Here is a 12,122-nt window from a genome sequence, read left to right as displayed (position 1 = left end):
ATTGGTGGGGGGGCGATGGGGGGTGGGAGGTGGGGGGGGGGTGTTTTGGGGTGTCATGCGGGGCCTTGGAGGACAAGGGTGATGGGGGGGGGGGCCCCCCCCCCCCCCCCCCCCCCCCCCCAGGACGCGGGGCGTCACTCGCCCGCGAACTGCTCCCGCAGGTCCGCCAGGATCTCCGCGGCCTCCGACAGACCGGCCGCCTCGCAGCGCGCGATGCCGGCCGTCAGCCGGGCCACCGCCGCGTCCGTGCGGCCGAGGTCACTGCCCTCGATCAGCGCGGCCAGCCGGACGGCCTCCGCCCGCGGCGACTCGGCCTGCCCGCCGCCCGCCTCGTACTCCGGGATGGCCCGCTCGACCTCGGCCAGCGCCTCCTCGTGCCGCCCGGCGACGGCCAGCGCGCGTGCCCGCTCGTAGTGCGAACCACCGCGCAGGTACCAGGAGTTGTACTCCATGCCGGCCCGCTCGGCGGCCTCGCCGAGCGCGTCCGCCTCGGCCAGCAGGGCAAGCGCGGCCTGCAACCCCTCCGCGCCCTTCGCCCGCGTCGTCAGACGAACCAACTCCCGTAGGGTGGCGGCCAGTTGGTCCACCTGGGGGGCCTTGCCGTGAGCCTCGCGGGCCCGGGCCAGTGCCGCGTCGGCGGCGTCCCAGCGCTCGGCCCGGGCGAGCGCCACGGTGGCCTCGCAGGCGACCATGGTGTGGGTCTCCTGCTCCTCCCAGCCGGCCACCTGGTCGGCCAGCCGCAGGTACTCCTCGGCGGCGTCCCGGTACTCCTCCAGCTCGGACAGGCCCCGGGCGAGGTCCAGCCGGGCCTGGGCGAGCATCCGGCCGTCCAGCCGGGCCGCCGACGCGTCCAGCAGCACCGACTCCAGCACGGCCACCGCGTCCGCCGCCCGGCCGGTGTCGCGCAGCACGTCGGCCAGCTGCAGGCGCACCTGGGCGGCCTCCTCGACCGCCTCGGCGCCCTTGCGGTCGTAGCGTGCGGCCGCCTCCGACAGCGCGCGGACCGCGCCGCCGAGGTCGCCCACCCGGAGGCACGAGTGACCGAGCATCATGTACGTCGGCGCGAACGGGTAGGAGTCGTCGCCCCAGCGGACGGCCTCGGCCAGCGCCCGGTGGAACACCTCGACCGCCTGGCCGGGCTCGTCGCCCTGCAGCAGCACCTGGCCCAACAGGCCGAGCACCCGCGGGGTGTGCCAGGGCAGCTCGGCGGCGTCCAACTGGGCGAGCACCTCCCGCAGTTCGGTCTCCGCCTCGGCCAGCCGGCCCGCCCGGGCGGCGGCGTCCGCGGTGTACTGCCGGGAGGTGGCGGCCCGCCGCTCGGAGCCGAGCTCCACGGCCGCCCGCCGGTACGCCCCGACGGCCGCCTCGAAGCGCTCGGCCACCTCGGCGGCGGGCTCGGGCAGCGTCTCGACCAGGTCGTGGTGGGCGGCGTAGGCGCGGGTCTGCAGCACGATCAGGTAGTCGTCGTCGGTCAGTTCGCCGTGGGCGCGCAGCTCCTCGGCCCGGACGAGCGCCGCGTCGAGCGCCGCCCAGTCGGGCCTCCGGGCGCCGCTGCCCTCGCCGTCGCCGCCCCCGTCACCCTTGACGTCGCCGTCGCCGTCACCCTTGACGTCGCCGTCGCCGTCGCTCTCGTCCAGGTCCGCGATCAGGGTCCGGGTGCGGCACATCAGCGCCGGCCCGGCCAGCCCCGCCTCCTCGAACAGGTCGGCGGCGGCCAGCAGTCCGGCCTTGCCCTCGGCGTACGCGTCGCGCTGGAGCGCCTCGTGGGCGCGCTGCTCGGCGAGTTCGGCGCGCAGTCGCTCGGGGCCGCCCAGCTCGGCGCTCTCCGGATGGACGAAGTCCGCGGCCTCGACGCGCTCGGCGACCCGCTTCCACAGCCGGTCGGAGTCCGGGTGGCCGAGCACCTCCAGCTCGCGGGCGCGCAGCACCAGGGCGGTGAAGTCCTCCGGCTCCGGCTCGACCGCCCGGCGCGGCGCGGGGGCGACGGCCGGGGCGGCGGACAGCCCGGGCGCCGCGGCGGCCCGCACGCCCAGCGCCAGCGGCTCGGCGAGCAGCGGCTCGGCGGCCAGCCGGGCGCGCCGCCCGGCGCCGACCGCGTCGGTGCCGTTGCGGGCGTCGAAGCGGGCGGCCAGGGCGCCGGCCTCGGTGCGCACGTGGGCGAGCAGGGAGTCCACCGTCCAGGTGGTGCCGGCCGGGCCGCTGACCGCCAGGTCGCCGTGGCCGGTCCGGGCGAGCCGGCCGAGCAGCACCTCGACGCCGGTCAGGAAGTCCAGCAGGGCCGCCGGGTCCCCCGTGACGGCGAACAGGCCGCGGTTCTCGGCGAGCAGCTCCAGGCCGCGCGGCTCGTTGCCGGACAGCGCGCAGAACTCGATGTGCAGGCCGAGGGCGCTCAGCATCGAGGCCTTGCCGCGGGAGTTGCGGTAGCCGGCGAGGTGGCCGGAGACGGCCTCGTCCAGCCGGCCCTGGCGCAGCTGGGCGAGCAGCGCGGTGGCCTGGCTGAGGTGGGGCTCCTGCTCGCAGCCGCTGCGGCCGTCCAGCACCGGGGCGAGCACCTCCAGCGCCCGGGCGTCGTCCCCGGCGGCGATGAAGTGCCGGGCGCGGGCGCGGGTCTCGCAGGCGTGGCAGTCGCTCAGCTCGGAGCGCCGGCGCGCCGCCCACAGCTCGTAGGCGTCCTGCACCCCGATGCCGGTCTGCACGGCCAGGTGGTAGCGCTGGGCGTAGTAGGGCTGGAGGTCGTGGCCGGCCGCGCGGTAGCGGTCGCGCAGCTCGGTGTGCCAGCGCCGGATCGCCGTGAGCGGGACGTCCGGGGTGTCCTTGAGCGCGTCGGCGACCCACTTGAAGCGCCAGAGCACCTGGTGCCGGGCCCATTCGCCGAAGCCGTCCGGGTCGGTGTCCCAGAGCTTGAGGATGCGGGCGAAGACGACCGGGCTCTTGCTGCGCTCGCCGTCGTACTCGTAGGCCTCCATCAGTTCCAGCAGGGCCATCGAGCGGACCCCGGTGTCCTCGAACTGCTCGGCGGCGTCGACGAGTTCCTCGGCGGTGACGGTCCTGGTGCGGCCGTACGGGCGGGCGTCGTTCTCGCGCAGCGCGGCCATCACCGCGTCGGGGGTGTCCAGCATCACGCCTCCTTCTCGCCGTCGGACTTCTCGCCACCGGACTTCTCGCCACCGGGGGAGCCCGCCGCGCCGGCCGCCTCGTGGCCGAGCATCGCGTGGTCGAGCAGGCTGATGAACGAGCGGTTGAGCAGGGCGGACTCGCTGGCCTTGAGCGGACGGCGGGTCATCAGCACGGCCTGCCCGTACAGCGCCTCGACGGCGGTGACGGCCAGCTCGCGGCTGGTGACGGTGGCGGCGCGGCGCACCAGCGGATTGAGGTGGTTGAGCACCAGCTGGGCGCGGGGCGCCTCGGCGCGCAGCGAGCCGAGGATGTCGGCCCACAACCCGTCGGCCTCGTCGGCGAGTTCGGCGCGGGTGCGCTCGTGCCTGGCCTCCCGGTTGTCGAGCAGCAGGGCCGGCGCGTTGGTCGGGTGGAAGCTGCGCAGCGCGACGTCGCAGTCGAACCGGCCGACCACCTCGCGGGCGATCGCCAGGAAGGCGTTGGCGGCCAGTTCGGCGGCCGGGTCGACGGTGTCCAGGTGCGCGGTGACGGTGCCCGGGTCGAGGTCGGAGACGGAGACCCCGGGGCGGATCTCGGGCAGCCGGTGCACCAGGTCGTGGTCGTAGGTGTAGCCGCCGTTGACCACGCCGAGTCCGGCCGCGCCGGCGATCGGGGCGACCTGCCGGAACTCCTCGACCGTGCGGGTCACCAGCACCACCGGGTGGCTGCGGGTGAACTCGTCCAGGGTGACGTTGCCGTCGGTGGTCTCGAACGGCAGCCAGGGCAGCATCATCCGCAGCAACTCGTCGTCGTAGCGGGCGAGTTCCTTGACGGCCAGGTGGTGGACGGACAGGAAGCGGTGCAGCAGGGCGGGGTCGCTCGCGGACAGGCCGGTCAGCCAGTCGCGGATCCGGGCGCCGAGCGCGTCACGGACGGCGGCCAGCGTCTCGTCGGCGTACAGGCCCTCGCGGGACGCGGTGGGGCGCAGCCCGTCGGTGTCGACGACGCAGCGGACGAAGAACGCCCAGTCCGGCAGCAGTTCGTCGGCCTGGTCGGAGAGCAGCATGCCCTTGAGGTGCACCCGGTGGCCGTTGCGGCGCGAGGGCGGGGCGGCGTCCGGCAGGACGTACGCGACGCCGCGCAGGCCGACCAGCGGCAGGTCCAGCTCGATGGTGTCGAGCGGGGTGAAGTCGAAGGCCGCGCGGCAGTACTCGGTGAGGGCGTCGCGCCGGGCGATCGGCGAGGCGTGGCGCTCGGCCCACGGCGGGGTGCGGTTGATCCGGTGCTCGGTGCCGTTGCCGTCGATCACGGTGACGTCGTGGCGCAGCAGGCTGCCGAAGTCCCGGGCGAGGCTGACGACCCGGCCGGGGCGGGTCCACTCGGCGGCGTCGGCGCGCGGGGCCAGCGTGACGGTGGTGCCGGGCTCGGGCTTGGCCGAGGCGGGCAGGGTGCGGATGGTGTAGCTGCCGTCGGAGCTGCCGCGCCACTCGATCGCCGGGGCGTCGGGGGTGGCGGCGGAGCGGGTGACCACGGTGATCTCGTCGGCGACCACGAAGCAGGCGAGCAGGCCGATGCCGAACTGGCCGATGAAGTCGCCGCGGGCCCGGGCCAGCCCGGCGCCGTCGAGCCGGCCGTCGGCGTCGCGCTTGGAGCTGCGGCCGATGGTGGCGAGGAAGGTGTGGACGTCCTGCTCGGTCAGGCCGATGCCGGTGTCGGTGACGGACAGCTCGTCGTCGGCGCGGACGGTGATCCTGGCCGGCGCCCCGGGGTCGAGGGCGCGGCGGGCGGAGATCGCGTCCACGGCGTTCTGCAGCAGCTCGCGCAGGTAGACCCGCGGGCTGGAGTAGAGGTGGTGGGAGAGCAGGTCCACCAGGCCGCGCAGGTCCACCTGGAAGGTGTGCGCACTCGTCGGGTTGTCGGTAGGGGACACCGGAGGCTCTTTCGATCGCGGGGTGGATGACGGTGGTGACGGTGGATGACGTGGTCGACGGGTGACGGCCGGGCGCCGTGACGGCCGGGCGCCGTGACGGGCGGGTGGCGCTGACGGGGGTACGGCTCAGCGCCAGTACGACGTGCAGCGGTCCCGGTGGGCGCGGAAGGCCTTGACCGGATCGCGCGACAGGTAGTGCCACGGCGCCTCGGTCACGAAGCCGTCCAGCGCCTCGAACAGCAGGCGTGCCGTCTTGGGCTGGTCGGCGAGGGAGAAGGCCATCGCGAAGGCGTTGAAGCTCGTCTGCCAGCCGCGCACCGGCGTGAAGTCGGGGTGCAGGACGGACCGGAAGGCCGCCTCCTGCAGCTCGCCGACCACGGCGGGGCTGGTCAGGTACGCGCGGTCCTCGCCGTCCGGGAGGGCCAGCCAGTGCTCCAGGTGCGCGAGCGCCACCAGCTCGCCGAGCTGGCTGCCCTCGGGCGCGGCGAGCATCGCGGTGCGGGCGAACTCGTGCATCTCCTCGTGCGAGCCGCCCCACTTGGCGCTCAGCTGCTGCAGCCGGGCGCGGTGCGAGCCGGCGTTCCCGGGCGCCCGGCGCACGGCGGCCTCGAAGCGGACGGTGGCGACGTCCGCGCCGAGCGAGGCCCCCATGGCGCTCGTCTGCAGGAAGCTCCAGGGGGCGTGCCAGGACGGCTCGCGCTCGGCGGCCTCCAGCAGCTGCTCCTCGGCGGTGTCCAGCCGCTCGTGGAACACCTTCCAGCGCTCCTCGGTGACGTCCTTGGCCCGGGCGCTCGTCCTGGCCTCCCAGGCCCAGACGACGTGCCGGGCGCCGGACAGCACCAGCAGCAGCGCGTCGTCCGGGGTGTCGGCCAGCGCGCGGGCCGTCCACTGCTCGACCCTGGGCACGTCGGATATCGCCCCGACCAGGAAGGACAGGTCGGCGCCGTCGGCGGCGGCCAGCACGGGGCGCAGCGCGGGCCAGTCCCCGGCGGCGGCCTGGCGGAGCGCCAGGCGGGCCGTCTCGTTCCCGTACGTCGGGTCGAGCCGCGGCTCGCCGCCACCGGCCGCCACGGGCGATCCGGTGCCCCGGCGGCCGAAGCCGAACCCGCGCCGCCCGGCTCTGTCCTGCGCGCCCTCCCCACCGGAGCGGCGTCGGAACAGCGGCATGTCTGGCCCCCTCGAACGTCATCGGCATCTTTCGCATGGCCGCACTGTGACCACGAGATAGGTACATATCACGGCCGACTGACATCCGTTTGCCCAGCCCAGCGCCCTGCGCGTGCGGGGAGGGGGTCGCTCAGCCCGCGGCGAGCCCGGCGTCCGGTGTCCTCCCGGCCTGCGCCTGTTCGATCCGCTGCACCAGCATCACCGCGAACCGCCGGGTGGCGGCCACGTCCACCGGACCGCCCTCGCTGGTCACGCTCGCCACCACGGTGCCCGAGCGCACCACGATCCCGACGCCCTCGCCCTCGGCCAGCGGCCCCTGGAAGGCCTGGCTCTCGCTGCCCAGCGCCGGGGTGTCGACCTTCCTGAACGGCCCGGCGGCGTACGAGGCGTAGTTCTCCTTCAGCCGCTGCGCCGCCGCGTCCCGGCTGGGCAGGGTGTCCACCAGGAAGCGCACGACGACGTCCCCCGAGGAGTACCGGACCGACCCGCTCAGCGGCTTCCCGGCGCAGGAGGCGGCCGCGGCGCCGGTGCAGGTGACCTTGTGGTCGGCGGTGTCGACCCTGCGCTTCTCCTCCTCCCACCCGGGCATCGCCTTGCCGTCCGGCAGCACCTGTCCGACCACCTTGTCGTCCAGCAGCGGCGCCTCCAGGTCCCCGTGCGGCGCCTCGGCGGCCGGGGCGGGTGCGGGGGCCGACGCGGAGGCGGCCGCCGGGGTCGCCCCGGGGGCGTCGGCGGCGGCCGGGGCGGACCCGGGGGCGGCCACGGCCGAGGCGGCCGTGGGCGCCGCCGACAGCGCCGCCGCCGGACCGGACGCGGCCGAAGCCGCCGTCCCGCCAGGGCTGTTCGACCCCCCGGAGGAGCACCCGGCCAGCACACCCGTCAGCACCCCGGCCGCCGCCACCGCGGCGAGCACCCTCCGACCACCCATCCCCGTCGCCTCCCCAGTCCTGTCAGTGACTGCTCAAGATAGCCGCAGCCCCGCCGCCCCCGAACGCCGGTGGGGGGGGGGGGGGGGGGGTGGCCCCCCCCCCCCCCCCCCTCTCTTTCCTCCCCCCCCACTGGTGGTACCCCCCAAGACCAGGAGGGCGGGGACTTCGCCCCCACAACACACTTTCCCACCCCCCCCACCCCCAACTCCCCCTCCCCCCGCGCCTGTCACGCCGGCCTTCCCCCCCCCCCCCCCCCCCCACCGCACTGCCGTGTCGTCCTGCCCTACCGGTGGATCAGACCGCCGGAGCCGGGAAGGTCGGGTACTCGACACCCGAGATGTACTGCACGACCCGGACGACCTGGCACGAGTAACCGAACTCGTTGTCGTACCACAGGTACAGGATCGCGTTGTCACCCTCGACCTTGGTCGCGCCGGCGTCCACGATCGAGGCGTGGCGCGAGCCGATGAAGTCGCTGGAGACGGCGTCGGGCGAGTCGGTGAAGTCGATCTGGCGCTTCAGCGGCGAGGTCAGCGAGATCTCCCGCAGGTAGTCGAGGACCTCCTCGCGGTTGGTCTCGCGCTTCAGCTGCAGGTTCAGGATCGCGATGGAGACGTCCGGCACCGGCACGCGGATCGAGCTGCCGGTGATCTTCGCCTTGAGGTCCGGCAGGGCCTTGGCGACGGCCGAGGCGGCACCGGTCTCGGTGATCACCATGTTCAGCGGCGCCGAGCGGCCACGACGGTCGGCCTTGTGGTAGTTGTCCAGCAGGTTCTGGTCGTTGGTGAACGAGTGGACGGTCTCCACGTGGCCGCGGACCACGCCGTACTCGTCCTCCATCGCCTTCAGCGGCGGGACGATGGCGTTGGTGGTGCAGGAGGCACAGGAGATGATCTGCTCGTCCGGCTTGATCATGTCGTGGTTGACGCCGTGCACGATGTTCGGCACGTCGCCCTTGCCGGGGGCGGTCAGCACGACCTTGGCGATGCCGGGGCGCAGGTGCTTGGACAGGCCCTCGCGGTCACGCCACTTGCCGGTGTTGTCGATCAGGATCGCGTCCTTGATCCCGTACTCCGTGTAGTCGACCTCGCTCGGGTCGTTGGAGTAGATCACCGTGATCTCGTTGCCGTTGACGACGATCTTGTTGTTCGCCTCGTCGACGGTGATCGTGCCCTGGAACTGGCCGTGGATGGAGTCACGGCGCAGCAGCGAGGCGCGCTTGACCAGGTCGTCGCCGCCGCCGTTGCGCACGACGATGGCCTTCAGCCGCAGACCGTTGCCGGACGCCTTCTCGATCAGCAGGCGGGCGACCAGGCGGCCGATGCGACCGAACCCGTACAGCACGACGTCCTGCGCGGACCGGCGCTCCAGCTTGTTCTCACCGGTGGCACCGACGACGGCCTGGGCGGTGAACTCCGCCACCGACAGGCCCCGGTCGTCCGCCTTGTACGTCGCGGCGAGCATGCCGAGGTCGATCTGCGAGGGGCCGAGGTCCAGGGCGGTCAGCGCCTCCAGGAACGGCATCGTCTCGGTGACCGAGAGCTCCTCGCCGGCTATCTGCCGGGCGAAGCGGTGCGTCTTGAGGATGCTGACCACCGACTTGTTCACCAGGGAACGGCTGTGGAGCAGGACGGTGACGTCCTTCTCCCGGTGCAGCCGCCCGATGATCGGGATCATCGACTCCGCGATCTCCTCGCGGTTCTTCCAGTCCGTGAACACGTCGTCGTTGACAGTCACAAGTCCATCTTTCGAGCTGAGGGTGTTGCCCACATGGTAGCTTCGCCCGCCCGCGCCCCGACCGCCGGTCCCCGCCCAGCCCTCTCCGCCCACGCCCCCGACCTGCGCTTTCGCCCCCCGCCCCATGCCGAAGGTGATCACCGCCACCCCGCAGGGGCTCCCGCCGGGCGGCCCGCCGCGAGTGATCACCGGGGCCAGTACAGTGAGGCGCACTGCCCGGCCGCGCGGACGGGCCGGGAGCGCGAGGGGGGCCGGGGTGGCGACGCTGGGCATGCACCGGGACTTCCTGATGGAGTTCGCGGCGCTGGAGAAGCCGGTGCAGCGGCGGGTCTTCGAGACCTTCGAGAAGTTCACCGAGGCCACCCACACCGGCGTGCACCTGGAGAAGCTCACCAACCAGCGGGACCCCCGGATCCGGACCATCCGGATCACCGACTTCTGGCGCGGGGTCGTCCTCAAGGCCGACCGGGGCGACGGCTACCTCCTGCTGAAGGTCCTTCCGCACGACAAGGCCAACGACTGGGCCGCCAAGCACCGGGCCTCGGTCAACGCCGCCACCCAGGGCGTCGAGATCCGCAACGACGTCGCGCTGGAACGGGCCTCCCGGTCGCTGAGGGTGCTGGCCGCCGACGAACCCCGGAGGCTCTTCGCCGACCGCTCCGACAAGGTCCTGCGCAGCCTGGGCGTCGACGAGGAGATCCTGCCGATCATCCGGCTGCTCCCCGACGAGGCCCACCTGGAGGCGCTCCACCGCGTGCTGCCGGAGCAGCAGTTCGACGTCCTGATCGGCCTCGCGAGCGGGATGGAGCCGGCCGAGATCGACCGTGAGATCGTCCAGGCGTACGCCCGGGCGGCCGCCCCCACGGGCGTCGAACAGCCCGCCGACGGTCTGGTCTCGGCCATGGCCCGCGCGCGCGGCCGGGTCGCCCTGGTGTCCGGGCCCGAGGAGCTGCTGGAGATCCTGGAACGCCCCTTCGACGCCTGGCGGATCTTCCTGCACCCGGCCCAGTACCGGGTCGCCTACCGGGAGTCGTACAACGGGCCGGCCCGGGTGACGGGTGGCCCCGGGACCGGGAAGACGGTGGTGGCCCTGCACCGGGCGTACCACCTGGCACGCCGGTTGCCGCAGGACGCACCTGACGGATCGATTCTGCTGACCACCTTCTCCGAGGACCTCGCCGCGGAGTTGGAGCGCTGCCTCGCACTGCTCGTCACGAACGAGCGGATCCTGGCGAAGGTCCGGGTGGTCACCGTCGACGCGCTGGCCGAGGAGGTCCTGCGGCGGTCCCCCCGCGGCGCCCCGACGAAGGTCCTCTTCCAGCAGTCCGCGGCCCTCGCCCGCTGGGGACGGGTCGCCCGTCGGCTCGGCGCCGAGTTCACCGACGTGTTCCTCGACCAGGAGTGGCGACAGGTCGTCCTGGCCCAGGCGATCGAGAGCCACGAGCAGTACCTGCGGGCACCGCGCTCCGGACGCGGCAAGGCCCTCGGGGCCACGGAGCGGACCCGGCTCTGGCGGGTGGTGGCCGCGTTCGAGCAGGAGCTGCGCCAGGCCGGGGAGTTGACGTACCTCCAGGTCTGCGCGCAGGCCGCGCGGGCCCTCGACGACCAGGACGCCCGCCCGTTCCGGCACGTGGTGATCGACGAGGCGCAGGACCTGCACCCCGTCCAGTGGCGGTTCCTGCGGGCGCTCGTGGCCGTCGGGCCGGACGACCTGTTCCTCTCCGGCGATCCGCACCAGCGGATCTACGGGAACAAGGTCTCGCTGCGCTCGCTCGGCATCCAGGTGGTCGGCCGTTCCTTCCGCCTGCGGATCAACTACCGGACGACGCAGGAGATCCTCAGCTGGTCCGCGTCCCTGCTCACCGGCGAACGCCCGGACGACATGGACGGCGGGCAGGACTCGCTGGCCGGCTACCACTCGACCCTGCACGGCGCGCACCCCGAGGTGGTCGGCCACCCCGACCAGGCCGAGGAGATCCGGGCCCTGGTCGCGCGCGTCGAGGAGTGGACCGCCTCGGGCGTGAGCCCGGCGGACATCGGTGTCGCCGTGCGCACCGCCCGACTCGGCCGCGACATCGCCCGGGCGCTGGAGCGGAGCGGGACGCCGGCCCACCTGCTCGGCGACGTGCCCTCCCCCGGTGTCCGGGTCGGGACCATGCACCGGATGAAGGGGCTGGAGTTCCGCTGCGTCGCCGTGGCGGGTGTGAGCGACGGGATGCTGCCCATGCCCAGCGCGGTCACCCCGCAGGACACGGACCCGCTGCAGCACCGCGAGGACCTGGACAGCGAACTGAGCCTGCTCTTCGTGGCGTGCACGCGCGCACGGGAAGCCCTCTTCGTCTCCTGGCACGGGGCACCCAGCGACTTCCTCGAACCGGTCGTCCCGGCGCACTCGCCCGCCCGGTGACCCGCGCGGCCGCGGGACTGCGGGACTGCGGGTGACGCTCGGTGAGGGGCCGAAGGTGGTCGATTCGCCCGGAAGTTGCCCTGGTCTCCGTGGGGTGGGGTAATGGGAGGCGGCCGGTGTTCGAGCGTTGACGAGCAGCCCCGGGAGCTTGGGATGAGCGGTGGGCCGGAACCGATCAGTGCCGAGGGTCTGCGTGCGGTGCGGGAGGAGTTGGCGCAGCTGCGGGCGGACCGGGGGAAGGTGGCGGCGACGCTGCGCGGGGTGGAGCCGACGGGGGACCGGGCGGACGCGGCGGACGAGTTGCAGCGGGCGTCGGAGGTGACCCGCCTGGACCGGCGGATCGCCGAGCTGGAGACACGTCTGCGGGAGGCCGAGGTGGCCGGGGAGCCGTCCACGCGTGTGGTCGGGGTGGGGTCGACGGTGACCGTGCGGTTCGGCGACGGCACGGAGGAGACCGTCGAGATCTCGGAGTTGGCGGAGGAACGGGACATCACCCTGGTCACCTTCGACAGCCCGCTCGGGAAGGCGCTGCTGGGCCGCCACGCCGGGGAGACGGTGCACTACGAGACTCCGGGCGGCGCGGCCAGCGCGATGGTGTTGTCGGTGGGCGACGCGGCGTAGCCCGGGCGGAATCGCGGAATTCCCGATCGCACTTCCGGGACATTCGTGGAAGGGCGTTCGGGAATTCACCGATAGGTGTCGCCTATCAGCTCACAGGAACTGCTTCTTTGACGCTCCGGAACGATGGACCACACAGCGGAATTCCCGATCGCACTTCCGGGACATTCGTGGAAGGGCGTTCGGGAATTCACCGATAGGTGTCGCCTATCAGCTCACAGGAACTGCTTCTTTGGCG

Annotated in this window: 7 protein-coding genes; 2 read left to right on the top strand and 5 right to left on the bottom strand. The window is 73.7% G+C overall.

What is annotated here, in order from left to right; all coding sequences use genetic code 11:
• Positions 1-134 precede the first annotated feature (134 nt).
• From ACZ5OX_RS18285 to ACZ5OX_RS18265, 5 genes are all read right to left on the bottom strand, one after another.
• Positions 135-3,119, bottom strand: a complete 2,985-nt coding sequence (locus tag ACZ5OX_RS18285; RefSeq protein ID WP_465630980.1) for a hypothetical protein — start codon at positions 3,117-3,119, stop codon at positions 135-137.
• Positions 3,119-5,026 (bottom strand): HSP90 family protein, encoded by a 1,908-nt coding sequence (locus ACZ5OX_RS18280; RefSeq protein WP_465630979.1) that lies wholly within the window; start codon positions 5,024-5,026, stop codon positions 3,119-3,121. Before ACZ5OX_RS18280 ends, ACZ5OX_RS18285 begins: the two co-directional genes overlap by 1 nt.
• Before the next feature lie 126 nt (positions 5,027-5,152).
• Positions 5,153-6,193: a hypothetical protein gene (locus ACZ5OX_RS18275; protein ID WP_465630978.1), complete on the bottom strand. Its 1,041-nt coding sequence runs from the start codon at positions 6,191-6,193 to the stop codon at positions 5,153-5,155.
• Between the two features lie 130 nt (positions 6,194-6,323).
• Positions 6,324-7,121, bottom strand: coding sequence for a hypothetical protein (locus tag ACZ5OX_RS18270; RefSeq protein WP_465630976.1), 798 nt, complete (start codon positions 7,119-7,121; stop codon positions 6,324-6,326).
• A gap of 295 nt (positions 7,122-7,416) precedes the next feature.
• A complete protein-coding gene (locus tag ACZ5OX_RS18265) occupies positions 7,417-8,859 on the bottom strand; it encodes a glyceraldehyde-3-phosphate dehydrogenase (RefSeq protein ID WP_465630975.1) in 1,443 nt (480 codons plus the stop codon).
• Between the two features lie 256 nt (positions 8,860-9,115).
• Between ACZ5OX_RS18265 and ACZ5OX_RS18260 the strand changes: the two genes are divergently transcribed.
• Together ACZ5OX_RS18260 and ACZ5OX_RS18255 are read left to right on the top strand one after the other, a co-directional pair.
• Positions 9,116-11,266, top strand: coding sequence for a UvrD-helicase domain-containing protein (locus tag ACZ5OX_RS18260; protein ID WP_465630973.1), 2,151 nt, complete (start codon positions 9,116-9,118; stop codon positions 11,264-11,266).
• A gap of 153 nt (positions 11,267-11,419) precedes the next feature.
• Positions 11,420-11,887, top strand: coding sequence for a GreA/GreB family elongation factor (locus ACZ5OX_RS18255; RefSeq protein ID WP_465630972.1), 468 nt, complete (start codon positions 11,420-11,422; stop codon positions 11,885-11,887).
• Positions 11,888-12,122: the final 235 nt, after the last annotated feature.

This window comes from Kitasatospora sp. NPDC032121 (genome assembly GCF_055580145.1).
Note: the sequence above shows the minus strand (reverse complement) of the source record. Positions and strands in the feature narration are given on the sequence as shown.